Annotated in this window: 21 protein-coding genes; 9 read left to right on the plus strand and 12 right to left on the minus strand. The window is 69.4% G+C overall.

Going from position 1 to position 18112, the window contains the following annotated elements:
- Positions 1 to 23 precede the first annotated feature (23 nt).
- From ALI144C_RS29650 to nth, 4 genes are read right to left on the minus strand one after another with little or no spacing between them, the layout of a single operon-like run.
- A complete protein-coding gene (locus ALI144C_RS29650; RefSeq protein WP_076990444.1) occupies positions 24 to 1208 on the minus strand; it encodes a MarP family serine protease in 1185 nt (394 codons plus the stop codon).
- 3 nt (positions 1209 to 1211) lie between these two features.
- A complete protein-coding gene (locus tag ALI144C_RS29655; protein ID WP_076990445.1) occupies positions 1212 to 1892 on the minus strand; it encodes an NUDIX hydrolase in 681 nt (226 codons plus the stop codon).
- The gene (locus ALI144C_RS29660; protein WP_076990446.1) at positions 1889 to 2452 is read right to left on the minus strand and encodes a TlpA family protein disulfide reductase; all 564 of its coding nucleotides are present in this window, start codon (positions 2450 to 2452) and stop codon (positions 1889 to 1891) included. The genes ALI144C_RS29655 and ALI144C_RS29660 overlap by 4 nt, the downstream gene beginning before the upstream one ends.
- Positions 2449 to 3159: an endonuclease III gene (gene nth / locus ALI144C_RS29665; protein WP_076990447.1), complete on the minus strand. Its 711-nt coding sequence runs from the start codon at positions 3157 to 3159 to the stop codon at positions 2449 to 2451. Before nth ends, ALI144C_RS29660 begins: the two co-directional genes overlap by 4 nt.
- Positions 3160 to 3329: 170 nt before the next feature.
- On the opposite strand from nth, the gene ALI144C_RS29670 reads away from it, so the two are divergent.
- The 4 genes from ALI144C_RS29670 to ALI144C_RS29685 all read left to right on the plus strand — a co-directional run bounded on the left by ALI144C_RS29670 (position 3330) and on the right by ALI144C_RS29685 (position 7008).
- The gene (locus ALI144C_RS29670) at positions 3330 to 3578 is read left to right on the plus strand and encodes a hypothetical protein (protein ID WP_054296346.1); all 249 of its coding nucleotides are present in this window, start codon (positions 3330 to 3332) and stop codon (positions 3576 to 3578) included.
- 118 nt (positions 3579 to 3696) lie between these two features.
- On the plus strand, positions 3697 to 4371 hold the full coding sequence (locus ALI144C_RS29675) for a Crp/Fnr family transcriptional regulator (RefSeq protein ID WP_033389944.1): 675 nt from the start codon (positions 3697 to 3699) through the stop codon (positions 4369 to 4371).
- A gap of 442 nt (positions 4372 to 4813) precedes the next feature.
- A complete protein-coding gene (locus tag ALI144C_RS29680; protein ID WP_076990448.1) occupies positions 4814 to 6061 on the plus strand; it encodes an MFS transporter in 1248 nt (415 codons plus the stop codon).
- An 8-nt stretch (positions 6062 to 6069) separates the two neighbouring features.
- Positions 6070 to 7008, plus strand: a complete 939-nt coding sequence (locus ALI144C_RS29685) for a nucleoside hydrolase (RefSeq protein ID WP_076990449.1) — start codon at positions 6070 to 6072, stop codon at positions 7006 to 7008.
- Here ALI144C_RS29685 and ALI144C_RS29690 read toward each other — a convergent pair.
- The gene (locus ALI144C_RS29690; protein WP_237774371.1) at positions 7005 to 8363 is read right to left on the minus strand and encodes a CehA/McbA family metallohydrolase; all 1359 of its coding nucleotides are present in this window, start codon (positions 8361 to 8363) and stop codon (positions 7005 to 7007) included. The two genes, ALI144C_RS29685 and ALI144C_RS29690, sit on opposite strands and share 4 nt — an antisense overlap.
- 215 nt (positions 8364 to 8578) lie before the next feature.
- Between ALI144C_RS29690 and dnaN the strand changes: the two genes are divergently transcribed.
- Positions 8579 to 9676 (plus strand): DNA polymerase III subunit beta, encoded by a 1098-nt coding sequence (gene dnaN, locus ALI144C_RS29695; RefSeq protein ID WP_076990548.1) that lies wholly within the window; start codon positions 8579 to 8581, stop codon positions 9674 to 9676.
- Between the two features lie 69 nt (positions 9677 to 9745).
- Here the strand turns inward: dnaN and ALI144C_RS29700 are convergent, their stop codons facing one another.
- Positions 9746 to 10522, minus strand: coding sequence for an MBL fold metallo-hydrolase (locus tag ALI144C_RS29700; protein ID WP_143230954.1), 777 nt, complete (start codon positions 10520 to 10522; stop codon positions 9746 to 9748).
- A 24-nt stretch (positions 10523 to 10546) separates the two neighbouring features.
- A complete protein-coding gene (locus ALI144C_RS29705) occupies positions 10547 to 11392 on the minus strand; it encodes an NUDIX hydrolase (protein ID WP_076990550.1) in 846 nt (281 codons plus the stop codon).
- An 89-nt stretch (positions 11393 to 11481) separates the two neighbouring features.
- Here ALI144C_RS29705 and ALI144C_RS29710 point away from each other — a divergent pair, with 89 nt between their 5' ends.
- Positions 11482 to 12375 carry a Gfo/Idh/MocA family protein gene (locus tag ALI144C_RS29710; RefSeq protein ID WP_076990450.1) on the plus strand — a complete coding sequence of 298 codons (894 nt, stop codon included), beginning with the start codon at positions 11482 to 11484 and terminating at the stop codon, positions 12373 to 12375.
- A gap of 310 nt (positions 12376 to 12685) precedes the next feature.
- Here ALI144C_RS29710 and ALI144C_RS29715 read toward each other — a convergent pair whose 3' ends face one another.
- The 4 genes from ALI144C_RS29715 to ALI144C_RS54735 are packed head-to-tail and all read right to left on the minus strand — an operon-like array spanning position 12686 to position 15264.
- A complete protein-coding gene (locus ALI144C_RS29715) occupies positions 12686 to 13969 on the minus strand; it encodes a hypothetical protein (protein ID WP_076990451.1) in 1284 nt (427 codons plus the stop codon).
- Positions 13970 to 14004: 35 nt separating this feature from the next.
- On the minus strand, positions 14005 to 14628 hold the full coding sequence (locus tag ALI144C_RS29720) for a hypothetical protein (protein ID WP_042184613.1): 624 nt from the start codon (positions 14626 to 14628) through the stop codon (positions 14005 to 14007).
- 25 nt (positions 14629 to 14653) lie between these two features.
- Positions 14654 to 15112, minus strand: a complete 459-nt coding sequence (locus ALI144C_RS29725) for a RidA family protein (RefSeq protein ID WP_076990452.1) — start codon at positions 15110 to 15112, stop codon at positions 14654 to 14656.
- Positions 15109 to 15264, minus strand: coding sequence for a DUF4177 domain-containing protein (locus tag ALI144C_RS54735; RefSeq protein WP_143230942.1), 156 nt, complete (start codon positions 15262 to 15264; stop codon positions 15109 to 15111). The genes ALI144C_RS29725 and ALI144C_RS54735 overlap by 4 nt, the downstream gene beginning before the upstream one ends.
- A gap of 61 nt (positions 15265 to 15325) precedes the next feature.
- On the opposite strand from ALI144C_RS54735, the gene ALI144C_RS29730 reads away from it, so the two are divergent.
- Genes ALI144C_RS29730 through ALI144C_RS29740 form a run of 3 tightly spaced genes read left to right on the plus strand, consistent with a single transcriptional unit; the run spans position 15326 to position 17748 of the window.
- Positions 15326 to 15577, plus strand: coding sequence for a hypothetical protein (locus tag ALI144C_RS29730; protein WP_076990453.1), 252 nt, complete (start codon positions 15326 to 15328; stop codon positions 15575 to 15577).
- Between the two features lie 45 nt (positions 15578 to 15622).
- Positions 15623 to 16627 (plus strand): ArsA-related P-loop ATPase, encoded by a 1005-nt coding sequence (locus tag ALI144C_RS29735; RefSeq protein ID WP_076990454.1) that lies wholly within the window; start codon positions 15623 to 15625, stop codon positions 16625 to 16627.
- Positions 16624 to 17748, plus strand: a complete 1125-nt coding sequence (locus tag ALI144C_RS29740) for an ArsA family ATPase (protein ID WP_076990455.1) — start codon at positions 16624 to 16626, stop codon at positions 17746 to 17748. Before ALI144C_RS29735 ends, ALI144C_RS29740 begins: the two co-directional genes overlap by 4 nt.
- A 5-nt stretch (positions 17749 to 17753) precedes the next feature.
- On the opposite strand, the gene ALI144C_RS29745 is transcribed toward ALI144C_RS29740, so the two are convergent.
- The gene (locus ALI144C_RS29745) at positions 17754 to 18065 is read right to left on the minus strand and encodes a WhiB family transcriptional regulator (protein WP_054287775.1); all 312 of its coding nucleotides are present in this window, start codon (positions 18063 to 18065) and stop codon (positions 17754 to 17756) included.
- Positions 18066 to 18112 lie beyond the last annotated feature (47 nt).

Here is an 18112-nt window from a genome sequence, read left to right on the forward strand (position 1 = left end):
ATGAACACTCACGAGCTGGTGGTTCAGGCGGCGCAGGCTCCGGTGTCGACTCGGCGGGTCAGCCTTGGTGCCTGCTGCACCTCGTCGGAGACCTCCTTGGCGGTCAGCACGAAACCCGTCTCGTCGTCGTCGACCGCGGCGCCGAACACCACCCCGACGACCTGGCCGTTCGGATCGACCAGCGGGCCGCCGGAGTTGCCGCTCTGCACCTTCGCACGCACGGTGAACACGTCACGGGTGACCGTGTTGGCGTCGTAGATGTCCGGGCCGCGCAGGTTGATCCGCTCCCTGACCCGCGCGGCCGAAGCCGTGTACGGGCCGTCCAGCGGGTAGCCGAGCACGATGGTCGAGTCACCCTTGTTGGCGTCCTGCGGCGCGAACGGCAACGCCTTCGCGTTCAGCTCAGGCACGGACAGGATCGCCACGTCCACCGACGGGTCGTAGAGCACGACACGCGCGTCGAGCTGGCCGCCGTCCGTCTCCACGGACACCTGGTCGGTTCCGGCGACCACGTGCGCGTTGGTCATCACGCGCTGCGGCGAGATCACGAAACCCGTGCCCTCCAGCGCACGCGAGCAGGACTGCGCGCGGGCGTGGATCTTGAGCACGCTCGACCGGACCCGCTGGACCACCGGGCTGGACTGCAACGCCGGGTCCGGCGGGCCGGTGTCGATCAGCGGGGTCTGCGAGAACGGCCCCATCACGTTGGGGAATCCGGAGTCGTCGAGCAGCTTCTTCACGCCGTTGGGCAGCTTCTCGGCGCCCGGCGGCATGATGTCGTTGACGCCGCCGAGGACAACCGAGCCCCGGATCGCGTTGGCCAGACCGGGCAGGCCGGTGACCGTCGTCAACGGCACCGCGATGATCCACGCGACCACGAACACGACCACGCCCTGCACGAGCGCACCGAGGACGCTCTCGACCGGCGTGAGGTTGGGCGTCTTCATCTTGCGACGCAAGGTTCTGCCGACCCACACCCCGGCTGTCTCACCCAGAGCGACCAGGAACACCACGATCGCGATGAAGAACGCCGCCCGGGTGGCGAAGTTGGTGAAGTTCTCCACGACGAGCGGGGCGACGATGGCGCCGAGCACCAGTCCGGCGAACACACCGAGGAGAGCGGGCAGAGCGATCACCACGCCCTGTCGCGCACCGGAAATCGCGGCCAACACGACAAGCGCCAGCACCAGCACGTCGACCCAGTTCAAGCTTCACTCCTCTGGACGGCTCGACCGCCACGCTACGTCAAGTTCCCGTACATCGGTCGTGTCCCACGGCACTTCCCACCCACCTATGGCCAGCACGACCGTCAGCAGCCCGGCGGTGAACCCCCAGACGAGCATGTCGGGTGCGGAGAACGCGGGCCCGGTGAACCCGGACGGGTGCCGGACCCTGAACCGGTTCGCCGGGTCCGCGAGGTGATCGAGGGGGATGCGGGCGACCGCCGCGGTCTCCGCCAGGTCGACCGCCCGGACCGGGGACGACGTGTGCCAGTGCGCGACGACCGGTGTGACGAGAAACTTCGAAACCGGGACATACAACTCGGGCATAACGGCGACCGGCTGGACACCGCTGGGCAGGACGCCGGTTTCCTCGACCGCCTCGCGCATCGCGGTGCCGATCGGGAAGTCGTCCCCCTCGTCGGCCTTGCCACCGGGGAACGCGACCTGGCCGGGATGCGAGCCGAGGTCGTCCGAGCGGCGGATCAACAGCACGTCGGGGCCGTTCGGGCCTTCGCCGAGCAGGATCAGCACGGCCGCGGGCCGGGCGACGACGTGGTCGGGCGGGGCGAGCCTGCGGAACATCTCCACGTCCAGCTCACCGGTCGCGCCGACGAGCTTGGCCATCCAGTTCGGGACGTCGGCCGGGTCGACGAGCGGGCCGTGCGTCATTGACCCACCGCCTTGCGTACATCCGCCACGGTCCTGAAGACGGGCGGGTCGCTGACCAGGTTCACTTGGCCCTGCGCGTTGATGAGGTACGACGACGGCATCCTCGGCGGTCGCAGCGCCTTCCACAGCGAGTCGTCCTTGTCGAACAGCGCGGGTAAGCGCACGTCCAGGTCGCGTAGCAGGGCGGTGCTGGCCGCCTGGTCGCTCTGGACGGCCAGGGTCACGACCGGGATCGCGCCCGGCTCGGCGGCGTATGCCGAAAGCACGGGGAGCTCCTCCCGACAGGGCGCGCACCAGGTGCCCCAGACGTTCACCAGGACCGGCCCGGCAAACGCTTGCGCGACGTCCGTGACACCGCCGTCGGCCAGGCAGACTGCTTTGAGGCCCTGCATCGTCTCGACCGCGACACCCTGGCGTGAGCACGTCGGCAGGTTCGTCTTGATCGGCTGCGGCGACGGCGGGACGGCTTGCGGGGCGTCGTCACCGCGCGGCCACAGCGCGACCGCCCCGGCCACGACGAGGACCAACGCGACGATCGCCCAGCGGACCCGGACGCTCAACTGGTGACCTTGCGTTTGGGCTTGCCCGCCTGTTCGGCCAGGGCGAGCAGGTGCTCGGCCTCCACGCCCTTGACGAGCTTGGCGGCCTCCTCGAACCCCGTGGGCCCGGCGCCGTACGAAGGGCAGTCCTTGGCCAGCAGGCATGCGCCGCACGCCGGTTTGCGGGCGTGGCAGACGCGCCGTCCGTGGAAGATGATCCAGTGCGACGCCATCGTCCAGTCCTTGGGCGGCAACAACGCGCCAACCGCGTACTCGACCTTGACCGGGTCCTCCTCCGCGGTCCACTCCCAGCGCCGCACGAGCCTGCCGAAGTGCGTGTCCACGGTCAGACCGGGCACGTCGAAGGCGTTGCCGAGGACGACGTTGGCGGTCTTGCGGCCGACACCGGGGAGCGTGACGAGCTCCTCCATGGTGCCGGGCACCTCGCCGCCGAATCGCTCGACCAGCGCGGCACCGAGCCCGATGACGGCGGCGGCCTTGTTGCGGTAGAAGCCGGTCGGCCGGATCAGCTCCTCCATCTCGGTCCGGTCGGCACTCGCGTAGTCGGCGGCGGTCTTGTACTTCGCGAACAGCGCGGGCGTGGTCAGGTTGACCCGGACATCCGTGGTCTGCGCGGACAGCACGACCGCGACGATCAGCTCGAGCGGGTTGGTGAAGTCGAGCTCGGCGCGCGCGTCCGGATACGCCTCGGACAGCGAGCGCATCATCCGCCTGGCTCGTCGGACCAACCCCGTCGCCGGTTTGACCGTCTGGCCGGGTGGCTGCTTGGTGGCGGGAGGCACGGGACTAGCCTACGGGCCGCCGAACAACGTCAACCGACCCCAGACGTCTTAGTCAATGTGCCCCCGACGCACGTTAAGCGAGGATCAAACTGATGGTGGCTGTCTGGTTCGTGTTCGTGGTGCCGCTCGTGATCATGCTGTTCGCCCTGTTCATGGAGCGTGTGGAGACACGGCTGCGCAACGGCGCCGTGCGTGAGGACGAGGTCACCCAGCTGCTCGAGGACGTCCGGCCGGACGAGGTCCGCGCGCTCCAGGTCAGCGGGATCGGCCGCGCGCTGGAGCTGTTCAGGCTGCGCCGCCGAGGCGGACGCGCCGCGCGGACTAGGCAGCGCGTGCGCATGTGACTACTTACCGGTAGCGTGCGGCGTGCCCGGTAAGTACATCCGGGTGAACGTCCTACACTGCAGGTAGTGAAGACGGCGACGGTGTCTGGTTCGCCGTGTCTCGACAGGAGGGACGAGCGTGGACGAGACCCTGGCCAGGGCAGGCATCTTCCAGGGGGTTGAGCCAGCGGCAGCCGAGGCGCTCAGCCAGACGCTCGAGAATGTGGAGTTCCCCCGCGGGCATGTCATCTTCGCCGAGGGTGAGCCGGGCGACCGGCTGTACATCATCCTGTCGGGCAAGGTGAAGCTCGGCCGGAAGTCGCCGGACGGGCGGGAGAACCTGCTCGGCATCTTCGGGCCGTCGGACATGTTCGGTGAGCTCTCGATCTTCGACCCGGGCCCCCGTACGTCGACAGCGACGACGGTGACCGAGGTCCGAGCGGTGACGATGGGCCGGCCGGAACTGCGGCAGTGGATCGCCACCCGCCCGGAGATCGCGGAGCAGCTGCTGCGCGTGGTGGCCCGCAGGCTGCGCCGGACGAACGGCATGCTCGCCGACCTGATCTTCACCGACGTGCCTGGCCGGGTGGCGAAAGCCCTGCTCCAGCTGGCACAGCGGTTCGGCAGCCAGGAGGCGGGGCTGCTGCGGGTCACGCACGACCTGACCCAGGAGGAGATCGCCCAGTACGTCGGCGCCTCCCGCGAGACTGTGAACAAGGCCCTGGCCGACTTCGCGCACCGCGGTTGGTTGCGCCTGGAGGGCAAGAGCGTGCTCATCCTCGACCCGGAGCGCCTGGCCCGCCGGGCCCGGTAGATCCACCCAGCTCACTGTGGCCCTCGGAGTTCCCGGGGGCTACAGCCGTGCGGTGCTTCCAGCTGGTGGGCACACAAAGGGCCGGGCGCTGCCCCCGACGCAGCGCACCGGCCCTTTGCATCGCGCGAACCATCCCCCGACGGCTCGCGCTCCCCGCCCTCCGGGCGTCATGGCCCCGACCCTTCCGCCGGAGGGAGTTTCACACCGCCTCGGTGTACCCGATGTGTGGCGGTGAAAATCCACCATCGCCCGAGCGACCCCTGCGGCTCAAGTCTTTTCACTCTGAAGGGGCCGGGATGAGTCGTATTCGTTGTGCAGGCGTGCGCAGAATTCACTTTCCGTTACGGAACCGTGATCGACTCTGAGTTTGACTGCACCGAACGAGCGATGGTGAGCAAACACACCGTCAGCTAGTGGTACTGCCGTACCACTCCACCGCATAATGGTACGTGTGTCCCACAACGTCTCACTTGCTGACTACCGGGCCGCTCTGACCACTCCTGGCGCACGCGGCCCGATGATCGCTGCCGTGTTCGCCCGCCTGCCGATCGCCATGGTCGGCTTCTCCATGCTGTTCTACGTCCAGCGCACCACGGGCTCGTACGCCACCGCAGGCTTCGTCTCAGCAGGCGCGTTGGTCGGCGCCGCGATCGGTTCCGTCTCCCAGGGCCGGATCATGGACAGGCTGGGGCCGAGCCGCCCCCTGCTGGTCACGTCGAGCGCGTTCGTGGTCTTTATCGCCATCGCCATCGCCGCCGTCGAGGCCCACGCGAGTACTCCTGTACTCGTGGCTGCCGCCTTCGCGGTCGGTCTGACCCAGCCGACCGTGGGCTCCGCGTCGCGGACGCTCTGGTCTCGTCTGCTGCCTGCCGGCAGCACGCGTCAGGCCGCGTACAACTACGACGCGATCAGCATCGAGGTGTTCTTCATCCTCGGTCCTGGTCTGGCCGGGCTGCTCTCGGCGCTGCCGTGGGGCGGGACCGCCGTGCTCGCCAGTGCCGTCACGCAGACGATCGGTGCGATGTGGTTCGCGCTGACCAGGACTGTCCGTGAACAACGGCCATTGGTGCAGACGGGTACAAGCCTGCTTGGCCCGCTCGTGAGCCCGGGTATGCGCACGGTCATCCTCGCCGTCATGGGCTTCGGTGTGGTCATCGGTTTCGCCGAGGTCGCGGTTCCGGCTGCGGCGACGGCCGCCGGGAAGCAGGCCATGGGCGGGTTGCTGCTCAGCCTCTGGTCGATCAGCTCGGTCGTCTTCGGTGTCATCTACGGGATGCGCCCGTGGCCACGCGCGATGCACCTGCGGCTTCCGGTGCTGCTCACCGGGTTCGCCCTGCTGATCACGTTGTCGGCCATTCCGTCGTCGCTGTTCTGGCTCGGAGCGACACTGCTGATCGCGGGCACGATGATCACACCGCAGTCGACGTCGCACTCGACCGCGCTCGAGCACGTCGCGCCGCCGAGCACGATGACCGAGGCGTTCGGCTGGGTCATCACGGCTGTCACGCTCGGCCTCGCGCTCGGCCAGTCGGTCAGCGGCTACCTCGTCGAGCACGTCAGCGTGTCGTCGGCGTTCATCGCCGCCGCCGTCGCCGGTTTGATCTTCGCGGGCCTGGTGTTCGTGTTCCGTGGCACGATCGCCGCAGGCGTGCCCGGCAGGAAAGCCGACCACGCACTCGCCGGTTACTAGGGAGAACGATGCGGCGCTTGATCATCGACACTGACCCCGGCGTCGACGACGCCTTCGCGATCGCGTTGGCGGCGCGGCACCCGGACGTCGATCTGCTCGCGGTGACGACAGTCGCGGGCAACATCGGCATCGAGCACACGACCCGCAACGCCTTGAACCTCCTGGCGTTGTGCGGTCGTGCCGATGTTCCCGTCGCCGCGGGCGCACACCGGCCGTTCTCCCGCGCGGTGCGCGGCGACGACGCCCACGGCAACGACGGTCTCGGTGGTCATGCGCACAACTTCGGCACGTCGTCAGCGAGTCTCGACCAGCGTGACGCCGTGACGTTGCTGGTCGACGTGCTCACCGCCGCCGAAGCGCCGGTCACGATCGTCCCCATCGGCCCGCTGACCAACATCGCGCTGCTGCTCGCCGCGCACCCCGGGATCAAGTCCAAGATCGAACGACTGGTGATCATGGGCGGCGGCATCAGCGGCGGCAACATCACTCCGTCCGCCGAGTTCAACTTCTGGGTCGACCCGGAGGCCGCCCGGCGGGTGCTGGTCGAGGAGGACGTCCCGGTCACTCTCGTCCCGCTGGACATCACGATGAAGGTCGCGGTCGGCGACGAATGGCTGTCGAAGCTGGCCGACGCCAACGCCGTCGGCCGTGAGCTGACCGCGATGACACCGGGCTACCGGGCGTTCTACCAGGAATACACCGGCACGGACGACCTGATCATCCACGACGCGATCGCGGTGGCGGAGGCGATCAGGCCGGGCATCCTGCACACCACGCCGATGCTGCTCGACGTCGACTGCACCGACGGTCCGGGCAGCGGTGCGACCATCGCCGACGTCCGCAACAAGGTCGACCAGCCGCTTGGCCGCGTCGTCGACGTCGCGCTGGACGCCGACGTCGACGGGTTGCGCACGTACATCCTCGACGAACTGTCCAGCCGGTACTAACGGAAGAAGATCGGGTTCGTCAACGCGACCATGGTGTCGCGCGTGGTGGGAGTCGGTTGTTCCCGGCGGATCTCGACCCGAACCCATTTGCTGTAACGACTCTGCGTGGTCCATCTGACCTCCGCGCCCTCGGCGGGGACGTAACCGCCCCACTGGGGACCGTGGTGGTCCAGGATCCGGATGTGCGTGTCGGGCGCACCGCTTGCCTTGACCTCTATGGTGATCGGTGCGCCCGGCTCGGCGAGCAGGCGCTCTCCGATGGTCGCCGTCGTCCCGCCAGCCGTCGCGGTGAACTCGAGCCGCACGGCTGACGACTCCGCGATCCAGTTGTACCCCTTGGCGAATCCCTGCATCAACTGCGGGCCGGTCAGGCCGTCTGCCAGAACGACGTTGTGCGGCAAGCCGATCCGGTCGTGGTGCCCGTGCGAGTCGCTGTTGCCGACCGCCGGGATCCACCTGCCCGCGCGCAACAGGCTGTCCCAGGCGATGACCGTGGCCTCGTCGTCGAGCGTCCAGGTCCCGTTCCACACTTCGACCAGATCCGCGCTTTCGTAGCCGAATTCCCACGTGCAGCCGATGCACGGGCCGAACGGGTGCGCGGCGACGACCAGGCCGCCGCACTCGTGCACCTCGTCGACGACCTTCGCCAGCTCGCGCGGATCCCGGTAGCGCCAGTCGATCCACTTGCCCGCCGGGAGGTTCCACGCCGGCCAGTGCCCGGCTCGCGTGGTCACCTCTTCCCCGTTGAGGATCAACAGGTCCTCTGTCGCGTGGTGCCCCCACTGCAGGTGCGCGCTGGACGTGTTGTGCTCGGTGGAGACGATGAAGTCCAGGCCTGCCTCGCGGGCGTCCGCCACCAGCTCTTCCGGCGTGCGAGCGCCGTCCGAGTAGATCGTGTGCATGTGCCCGTCGCCGCGGTACCAGGACCGGCCGCGGTCGGCCGCCGGTGCCGTCGGCGGGGCCGGGCTCGGCTGGAACCCGGGCCCGTCCGGTCCGAACCGGACAGTCACGTCGACCTCGAAGTCCATGCCCTGCGGGGAAATCGTGTACGGAGCGAGGACGATCCTCCACTCGCCCCGGTCGATCCGGCCGGGCACGTAGCCGGGCGTCGCCTCGGTCGCGTTGATCGTGAACCGGTCCCTCGCCCCGCCCGACCAGCCGCGGAACCGCTCACCCGGCCCGAAGACCCCGATGTCCAGCGCGTTGCCCTTGACGCCGAACGCGACGTCCGGCTTGTCGTAGCGGTAGACGACCTCGATCTCGCGCACGCCGTCGGGCACGTCCACGGGCAGGTAGTGCCAGTCCGGGGCACCCGGGTCGAAGCTGCCCGTGATCGTCCAGGTCCGGTCATCCATATCCCGCAACCTACCTGCGAACCCGGTTTGGTCGCGCCGGTCGTTTACGCCACGCAACACGCCCGACATCGCCCCAGGAACGCTGACAAGCAGGTCGCAGCGAAGATGTCGGTTGCGTGGGGCGGGGTGGAAATGACCGGCTTCCGGCGACCAAACCCGTCCGAGCGGAGCGAGGACATCCAAAACTGTCATACGGGGGCGATACGGTGCGGAGCATGGACCTGACAGCCACAACCGCAGACCTGGCCAACGCGGCCGCCGAGGCAGTCCGCCTGCTGCCCGGCCGAACGCTTGACCCTGTGCTCGCCGGACTGCTGCTGACCGCGTCGGAGGATTCCGTGGTCCTCGCGGGCAGCGACCGGGAACGGGCCATCCGGTTGTCCTGCTCGGCCGCCGTGCACACGCCTGGGCGTGTGCTGGTGCCCGCGAAACCGCTCGCGGAGACGTTGCGGGCGTTGGACGTGCCGATGGTCCGTCTCGCGGTGGAGGGTGCCCGGTTAGCGGTCCGGACGCCGAATGCGCGCTTCGCGTTGCCGCTTCTCGACGCGGATCTGCACCCTGGCGTACCGGTCGCGCCTCCGCTGGCGGGCACGGTCGACGGCGAGCAGTTGGTGTCCGCGTTGACGACGGTCGCCGCCACGGCGTCGCGTGACGAGGCGTTGCCGCTGTTCACCGGCGTCCGGATCCGGGCGGACGGGGATCGGCTGGTGCTGGCCGCGACGGATCGGTATCGCATGGCGGTCGCGTCCCTGCCGTGGATCCCGGTCGCCGCGGATCTCGACGCGCTGATCCCGGCGACGCTGCTCGCCGAGGTCGCCAAGCAGGCCCGCGGTCGGGTCGCGCTGCACTCGGATGCCAACCGGGTCGGCCTGGCGTGGGACAACTCCGTGGTCACCACGGCACTGCTGGACGGTTCGTTCCTGAGCGAGAACAAGCTCGTGTTGTCCGCTGTGGACACGAATGTGGAGCTGGACGCGGACGTGCTGCTGGCCGCGGTGCGCCGGGTCGCGCTCTACGCCGACAGCCGTGGCGTGCTCAAGCTGGAAGTCGGGGACAACGAGATCCGGCTGCGCAGCGCCGACCAGCAGTCCGGCGAAGCCGAGGAGACCATCAAGGCGGACGTGTCCGACGGCCGCACGTCGCCGTCGTTCCAGTCGCGGTTCCTGATCGACGCGTTGAAGCCGTTCTCCGGTGGCCGGGTCCGGCTGGCCATCCAGCCGGGCATGCGGGCGACGGTCTTCAGCTCACCGGATCCGGATGTGGTGATGGACCTGCGGTACATGGTCGCGCCCATGCGTCCGCCCGCCACCTGAGCCGACAACTGAATATCGAGGCCGACGTCGCGCCGCCCGCTCGGGGATGGCGGTGCGGCGTGACGCCGGTCAGCCGCCCCCGGTTCCAGTGCCGCCGCGCAGGTAGTCCAACTGGGCGCGGACCGACCACTCAGCCGGTCCCCACAGGGATTCGTCCACATCCGCGTACACGACTTCCACGACCGCGCGGGGTGTGGCGTCCTCGCCGAGTTGCCGAAGTGCGGCCCGGACCTGGTCAAGCCGTTGCTCGCGGTGGCTGAGGTACTCCTTGGCGACGGAGGCGAGGTCGGGAAGCTCCGCGCCGTGGCCGGGCAGCACGATCATGCCGGGGATGGCCTGCAGCAGTCGCAGTGTGTCCAGGTAATGACCGAGTGCCGAGATCACGGTCGTCCCACGGCCGAGGATCGAGTCGCCGGTCAGCACGGCGTCCGCGAGCTGGAGACAGATCGAGTCGTCGGTGTGGCCGGGGGTGTGCAGGACGGTCATCTCCAGGCCAGCCGCGGTGACAACGTCGCCGTGCGCCAACGGTTCGGCGTCGCGGCACAGTGCGCGGTCGAACGCGCGGATCGGGGCGCCGGTGCGTTCGGCGAGCCAGGGCGCGCCTTCGACGTGGTCCGGGTGGTGGTGCGTCACCAGGATCAGGGAGATCGGGCCGCAGTCCGCGACTCGGGTCAGGTGCGGGATGTCCTCGTAGCCGGGGTCGACCACGACGCACTCCTCGGCGCCTGGTCCGCGCAGGATCCAGGTGTTCGTGCCGTCGAGCGTCATGTTGCCGGGGTTGTCCTCAAGCATCACCGAGGCGGTCGGCGTGACCTCTCGCAACACGCCGTACGCCGGATGCACCACGCTCACGGGTTCTCCCTCTCGTTCTCAGCCCAGCGTGTCGTCTGGTCGTGCGTCCAGGTGGCCGACGGCGCGGTGGTACGCCGGGTCGCCGGGCAGGACCGGTCGCAGAACGCGGCCTTCCCTGATCACCTTGGGGATGATCTTGCTGATCGTCCGGTCGACCGCCATCGCGGCGGCCACGGTCGGCTGTTCGCCGAGGTCGGTGAGGGTCATCCAGGTCGGTGGCAGCAGGGCGCGCTCGCCCGCCTTCCACAGGTCGATCACCTCGGTCGGGCGGCGCCACTCGGCGTGGTCGGCCTCGGAGGTGGATCCGTCCGCGCGCTGGCCTTCCGGCAGCGCGGCGATGAAGAACTTGGTGTCGTAGCGCCGTGGTTCCTCGGCGGGCGTGACCCAGTTCGCCCACGGCCGCAGCAGGTCCGCGCGCAGCACGAGCCCGGCGTCCCCCAGGAACTGCGCGAAGGAGAACTCGCGATCCACAAGGGATTTCCGCGCGGAGGCGTACGGCGCGGTGTCCGAAACGACGCTGCCCGCATCCGGTCCGGCCAGCAGGACGCCGGATTCCTCGAACGTCTCCCGCACAGCCGCACACACAAGAGCCCTGGCCAACGGCACGGGGCAGGCGAACTTCTCGGCCCACCACTCCGGTTCCGGGCCGGTCCACGCGATGTCGACGTCCGCGTCACGCTTGTCGACACCACCACCGGGGAACACAGTCATCCCACCCGCGAACGCCATCCCCATCACGCGACGCAGCAGGAACGCCTCAACACCTGCCTTGGTATCCCGCAGGAGCACCACCGTCGCGGCGTCCTTCGGGGTCACCGGCGGGTCAGGAAAGGTGTCCGGAACCATCGATTCCGGCAGAACCATCTCCTTCGGCAGTTCGCGCACCCTTGCGAGCCTACGACCGGGACCGGCCTCAAGCCCCGTGACCCGGATCACCGGTCGATACTGGGCACGTGGACGAACAAGTGCGGGTTGGCCTGATCGGTGCCGGACAGTGGGCGGGACGCGCGCACGCGCCCGGCCTGGCGAACCACCCCGGGGTGCACCTTGCCTCGGTGTGGGCACGACGAAGGGAAGCGGCCGACGCGATCGCCAAGACCTACTGCATCGACGCGGCCGACTCACCGGCGGACCTGTTCGACCAGGTCGACGCCGTCGCGTTCGCCGTGCCACCGGCGGTGCAGGCAGAACTGGCCGTCCAAGCGGTCAAGGCAGGCAAGCACGTGATCCTGGAAAAGCCACTGGCGGCGACGCTCGACGAAGCCGAACGCCTGGCAGGCACGATCGGGGACGCGGGGGTCGTATCACTGGTGTCCCTGGTCCGCCGGTTCGCGCAGGAAACACGGGACTGGCTCGCCGACCTGCACGCGGTAGGCGGCTGGGTGGGCGGCAACGCCCAGTGGCTGTCAGGAGCACTGCTGTCCCCCGACTACGCCGACTCGGCCTGGCGCCACGAAAGCGGCGCACTGATGGACATCGGCCCGCATGTGATCGACCTGATGGACGCGGCCCTCGGCCCGGTGAGCGAGGTCGTCGGCGCCACCAGGGGCGAGCGCGACCTCTGGCACTTCATGCTGGCCCACGAAACCGGCGCGACCAGCACGATCACGATCTCGCTGAAGATGCCCCTACGGCCGACGGTCGTCGATTTCAGCGCATACGGCGACAACGGATACCGCACCCTTCCCGGCCGGGACACTCCCTCGGACCAGGCGTTCACGATCCTCCTCGACGACTTCGTCGCCATGGTGCACAGCGGGACGACGACACACCCCTGCGACGCCCAGCGAGGTCTCCACCTGCAACGAATCATCGAAGCGATCGCCAAGGAAACCGAGGAGAACTAGTGGTGGCGTTCGTGACCACTAGGCCCCGGACCCACCAGAACACCGCCGACCCGGATTCCAACGCCCCACCAAAGCGCCCAACGCCCCACCAAAACGCCAACAAACAGTCCCCCACCCAACCCGGGGGGCGTCCCTGCTCCAGTCTACCGGGGATAAGGCCTGGTCAAAGGGTTACTGGCCGGTTGTGGACAACCAGATTCGCCGGTGGGATCTTCGGCGCGAAGATCACTCGATTGGTTATATGTAAGACCGGTTGAACGACACCTCCCCGCGAGCCGCACGGGCTCGCGGGGAGGTGAACGGGGCTCTCTCAGGCCGTCGGCGGGAAGCGCGGCGGCTCCACCGACCCGCCGGCCGTCGGCGGGACGCCGTTGATGATCCGCGGGGTCGAGGGGCTCGACCACTTGGCTTCGGCGTCCGCGTGCCTGCCGGACTTGTCTGTCTGCCAGCTCAGCTTCTTGTTGCTGGAGGCCGCCTCGGCCTGCTCACGCTTGGCCAGTTCTTCCTGGAGTTGGCGCAGCAGGTCGCGTTCCTGGTCGTTGAGGTCGCTGTCCTCGAAGGTGTCCTTCGCCGACACCGGTGAGGGGGCCGGCGTCGGCTTCTTCGGCAGGGCGACCGGTTCCGGCTCGTCGATCGGCGGCGTCACCTGGCGGAGACCCGGCTGGTCGAAGTTCGGCCGTTCCGGCCGGGGCGTCGGCTCGGCGGGCACTTCCACGACCGGGTCGATCACCGGGTCGGTCACCGGGTCGAGGACGTTGGTCGTCTCCTTCGGCGTCGGTGTCGGCGCCTTGCCCACCGGGGCAGGTGCCGGGTCCATCTCGGGGATCCAGCTGCTGGTGCTGGGCTGTGGTTCGTCCGCTGCCTGCGGCTTCGCCGCCGGTGCGTCGTCCTTCCACGTCTCCCGCTGCTGTCCCCATGTCCGCCGGGGCGGTTCGGCTGCCGGTGGTGGTTGTTCCTCCGCCGCTCCGTCGAACGAGACCCGGCGGGCCTGCTGCATGCCTTGGCGGTGGTACTCGGTCAGCGGCGAGTTGTCCCTGAGGACCTCGACCGCCGCGCGGATCCCGGCGCGGCGCAGTGCGTGCTCGATCCGGTACGCCGTCGCGGGCGGGAACCCGCGGGGTCCGATCTCGACGAGGACGATCCGGTTCGGCACCGGCCCGGCCACCGCGCCCGCCGGGGTGGTCCGCCAGACGCACCACAGCGCACGCACGTCCGGGAGCACCTCGAGCACCCGGTGCACGGCTTCGCTCACGCCCACCTCGGCCCCACCTATCCGCGAGTCCACGAGACCGGGGTGGAACCTGTGCACCGGTGGGCGCGCCCTGCCGTCGTCCACCTTCAGCTGCTGGATCAGGGTCGTGTCGCAGTTCGCCTCGGCGAACATCGCGTCCAAGTCCCGGCGTTCCACGGGCGACAGCGGGATCCGTCCGGCCACCAGGCAGCCGCCGATCAGTTCCAGCGAGCGGTCCAGCTCCGCCGACGCCAGCAGCTCGCGGGCATCGGTGAGGGCGTCGTCGTCCAACCTGCCCGCGAGGGCCAGCAGAAGGTCATGGACACGGATCGGGAGCGCAACGCGGTCGGCGACCTGGGTCACGACTTCACTCCATTCCGGCTGGTCGAGCGGGGACGTCAGCTCGGGACCAGATGGCCCCCTTCTGCCGCCCCCATGGCCAACGGCACCGACGCAGCCAGTGCCGCCTGGTGGTACCGAGGCAGCAGGATGCCCCTCGGGATCACCTCGACGCTCGGCTCGTGCTCCCCGAGCGCCCGCAGTACCCGCTGTAGCTCGCCTGCGAGCCGAGCGGGCTGCGTGGTCGCGGTCACCAGGACGACGCGTGTGGCCGCACCGCCACCCGTTCGTGGCAGCCGCCATGTTCCGCGAACCTCACCGATGTCGGTGCGGTCCCGGACAATCGCCCCGAGGACTACGCCCGCGGAGTCACCCATGCTCACCCATTCGGGCGACTCTGACGTGAATGTGTAGTCGACCTCGGCGATTTCGTCCACCCACGGCAGCGCATTGAGCCGCTCCGGATCGGCGCCCGCGGGCCGCAACGCGTTCGTGAGCAGGCGTGATTCCTCGGCTGTGAGTCCGACACGCTCTCTGAGAAGAGTCAACGGCAGAGTGCGCGCGAGTGCGGTCACGGCACCCGCGGCGAGCCAGTCGCGGAACCGCCAGAGCTGGCGGTCGGGCAGTCGGCCCGCGAGCCGCAGCAGCAGCTCGTGACAGTCCGACTCGGCGTAGCTGTCCATTCGCGCTCCCTATCCGGTGGCGGGCTCAGCCCACCTCGAAGATCACCTCGACCTCGACGGGCGAGCCGAGCGGGAGCTCAGCCACCCCGACGGCGGCACGGGCGTGCCTGCCCGCGTCCCCGAACACCTCGCCGAACAGCTCCGAGGCGCCGTTGATCACGGCGGGGATCGCGGTGAACCCCTCCGCGGCGGCGACGAACCCGCCTACCTTGACCACACCGACCACGGCGTCGATGCCGACGAGGCTGTGCACGGCGGCCAGCGCGTTCAACGCGCAGGTCCGGGCGTGCGCCTTGCCCTCCTCCGGGCTGATCTCGGCGCCGACCTTGCCGGTCGCGGCGAGAGCGCCCTCGATGAAGGGCAGCTGGCCGGAGACGTACACGTGCGATCCCGACTGCGTCGCCGGCACGTAGGCGGCCAGCGGCGCGGCGACGGCGGGCAGGTGGATGCCCAGTTCGGCGAGTTTCGCCGACCACTTCGTCACGACTTGGGCCGCTTCAGGAACGCGACGAGCTGCTCGCCGGTCGGGCCCGGCTGCACCGAGACCAGCTCCCACCCGTCCTCGCCCCACTGGTCGAGGATCTGTTTGGTGGCGTGCGTCAGCAGCGGAACGGTCGCGTACTCCCACTTCGTCATGAGCCGGAGACTATCCCGTGTCGCTTCGTGATCGTCTCCGACGGCCGGGTAGCGTCGAGAAATGGAGACGTGGCGAGTCATCGCGGGCGTGCTGATCGCCTTCGGCGGGTTGATCCTCGTGCTGCTCGCGATGGCACAGACCCGTGATCGCAGGGGTGCGACGAACTCGACCGTCGCCCTCGCCGGAGTCATCGCCTTCACGGTCGTCACGTTGCTCTGCGTGTTGTCACTGACCGTGTTGCCCGGTGCCGTGGTCTGGGGCATCGTCGCCGCGGTCGGAGTCGTCAACACAGTGCTCTTGCTCACGAGCTGACACGTGTCGGGAGCACACGGTTAATCAGACATTTACGCTGGACCAGTGACCACCCCTGTCGTTGGTTGGACCGATCACGTGGCCAGAGCACGGCTGCACGTGGTGACCGGCAAGGGCGGGACCGGAAAGACCACCGTGGCCGCCGCGCTCGCGATCGCGCTGGCGACCGGGGGCAAACGAGTTCTGCTCGCCGAGGTCGAGGGCCGCCAGGGCATCGCCCAGCTCTTCGACACGCAGCCGCTGCCCTACGAGGAGCAGCGCATCGCGTCCGCGCCGGGCGGCGGCGAGGTCCGCGCGCTGCACGTGGACGCCGAGGCGGCGCTGCTGGACTACCTGTCGATGTTCTACAACCTCGGCATCGCCGGGCGGACGCTGCGCCGGATGGGCGCGATCGACTTCGCCACGACGCTCGCCCCCGGCCTGCGAGACGTGCTGCTGACGGGCAAGATCAAGGAGACGGTCGGGCGCACCGGCGAAAACGGGCGGCACCTGTACGACGCGGTCGTCCTCGACGCGCCGCCGACCGGCCGGATCGTGAAGTTCCTCGACGTCACCAGGGCCATGGCCGACCTGGCGAAGGTCGGGCCGGTCAAGGGCCAGAGCGAGGGCGTGGTCCGGCTGCTGCACTCCGACGACACCGCGGTGCACCTGGTCACGCTGCTGGAGGAGATGCCCGTCCGCGAGACGCTCGAAGCCGTCGCCGATCTGGACGGCGCCGACCTGCGGCCGGGCGCCGCGATCGTGAACCGCGTCCGCCCGCCGCGGCTGCCCGCCAGGTCGGTCACGCCCGCGGCAGGCGGCAGGGTCGACGCGTCACGTGTCCGGGCCGGTCTGGTCGCGGCAGGGCTCGAGCTGACCGAGGACGTCGTCGACGGCCTGGTCGCCGAGACGGTCGAGCACGCGATCCGCGTGCAGGCCGAGACCACCGCGCGCGAGCAGCTGGCCGAGAGCGACCTGCCGGCGCTGGAGCTGCCGGACCTGACCGACGGGATCGATGTGGCGGCGTTGTACGAACTGGCGGAGATCATGGTCGAACAGGGGGTCAGGTGACCCCGGCGCTGAAGACCGACGAGCTGATCGACGACCCGTCGACCAAGGTGATCGTGTGCTGCGGATCCGGCGGCGTCGGCAAGACCACCACGGCCGCCGCGCTGGCCGTCCGGGCGGCCGAACGCGGCCGCCGGACCGTCGTGCTGACCATCGACCCGGCGCGCAGGCTCGCGCAGGCGCTTGGCCTGCCCGAGTTGGGCAACCAGCCGCGCAAGGTGGAGGTCGACGGGTTCGAGCCCGCCGGTGAGCTCTCGGCGATGATGCTGGACATGCGTCGCACGTTCGACGACATGGTGCACTCGCACGCCGGGCCGCAGAAGGCCAAGGAAGTGCTGGCCAACCCGTTCTACCGGACCATCTCCAGCTCGTTCTCCGGCACGCAGGAGTACATGGCGATGGAGAAGCTCGGGCAGCTGGCGGCGGACGGCGAGTGGGACCTGATCATCGTGGACACTCCGCCGAGCCGGTCCGCTTTGGACTTCCTCGACGCGCCGCAGCGGCTGTCCACCGCGCTGGACGGCCGGATGATCAAGCTGCTGGCCGGTCCGGCCAAGGCGGGCGGCTGGGGGCTGCGCAAGATCGTCGGAGCCGGGTTCTCGCTGTTCGCGAAGGCCGTGTCGACGATCGTCGGCGGGCAGCTGCTGGCCGACGCGTCCGCGTTCGTGCAGGCCTTCGACAGCATGTTCGGCGGGTTCCGCGAGCGCGCGACGCGCACGTACGAGCTGCTCAGGTCCGGTGGGACGGCGTTCCTCGTCGTCGCGGCGCCGGAACCGGACGCGCTTCGCGAGGCCAGCTACTTCGTGGAGCGGCTGGCCGGTGAGTCGATGCCGCTGGCCGGGTTGGTGGTCAACCGGACGCACCCGGTGCTGGCCGACCTGCCCGGTTCGAAGGCCCTCGCGGCGGCGGAGACGCTGGAGCGCGGCGGTGACTCACCGCTGGCCGCCGCCGTGCTGCGGCTGCACGCCGACCGCGTCTCGATCGCCGACCGGGAACGGCGGCTGGTCGCCCGGTTCACCAAGGCGCACCACGGCGTGCCTGTGACCCGCGTGCCCGCCATGCCATCGGACGTGCATGACTTGGCGGGCCTACGGCAGATCGGTGACCAGCTCAGCGCGGGCTGAGCGGTCTAGCCGACGCGGGCGTCCTCCTCGGGTGCGTGCTCGCGGCGTGCGTTGTCCAGCAGCTCACGCCACGAATTCACGTCGGGCCTGCGGCGCAGCAGTGCACGCCGTTCCCGCTCGGTCATCCCACCCCAGACACCGAACTCGATCCTGTTGTCGAGCGCTTCGGCGAGGCATTCGGTGCGCACCGGGCATGCCACGCACACCAGTTTGGCTTTGCGCTGCTCCGCACCGCGCACGAAGAGCTCATCCGGATCATCACCACGACATGCCGCGTTGACGCGCCAGTCCTGTGGTTTGTTGGGTTGCTGATACATCTCCCCCAGCTCCTACCGTCGTGTCCATTGCCCGAAGCCCCCCGGCT

The sequence above is a fragment of the Actinosynnema sp. ALI-1.44 genome (assembly GCF_001984155.1).
Lineage (GTDB): Bacteria > Actinomycetota > Actinomycetes > Mycobacteriales > Pseudonocardiaceae > Kibdelosporangium.

Coding starts and splice junctions, on each gene's coding strand:
- ALI144C_RS29730 (WP_076990453.1), top strand. CDS start 15,326: ATGGAGACGTGGCGAGTCATCGCGGGCGTGCTGATCGCCTTCGGCGGG.
- ALI144C_RS29720 (WP_042184613.1), bottom strand. CDS start 14,628: ATGGACAGCTACGCCGAGTCGGACTGTCACGAGCTGCTGCTGCGGCTC.
- ALI144C_RS29685 (WP_076990449.1), top strand. CDS start 6,070: ATGCGGCGCTTGATCATCGACACTGACCCCGGCGTCGACGACGCCTTC.
- ALI144C_RS29745 (WP_054287775.1), bottom strand. CDS start 18,065: ATGTATCAGCAACCCAACAAACCACAGGACTGGCGCGTCAACGCGGCA.
- ALI144C_RS29705 (WP_076990550.1), bottom strand. CDS start 11,392: ATGGTTCTGCCGGAATCGATGGTTCCGGACACCTTTCCTGACCCGCCG.
- dnaN (WP_076990548.1), top strand. CDS start 8,579: ATGGACCTGACAGCCACAACCGCAGACCTGGCCAACGCGGCCGCCGAG.
- ALI144C_RS29680 (WP_076990448.1), top strand. CDS start 4,814: ATGGTACGTGTGTCCCACAACGTCTCACTTGCTGACTACCGGGCCGCT.
- ALI144C_RS29690 (WP_237774371.1), bottom strand. CDS start 8,363: ATGGATGACCGGACCTGGACGATCACGGGCAGCTTCGACCCGGGTGCC.
- ALI144C_RS54735 (WP_143230942.1), bottom strand. CDS start 15,264: ATGACGAAGTGGGAGTACGCGACCGTTCCGCTGCTGACGCACGCCACC.
- ALI144C_RS29655 (WP_076990445.1), bottom strand. CDS start 1,892: ATGACGCACGGCCCGCTCGTCGACCCGGCCGACGTCCCGAACTGGATG.
- nth (WP_076990447.1), bottom strand. CDS start 3,159: ATGATGCGCTCGCTGTCCGAGGCGTATCCGGACGCGCGCGCCGAGCTC.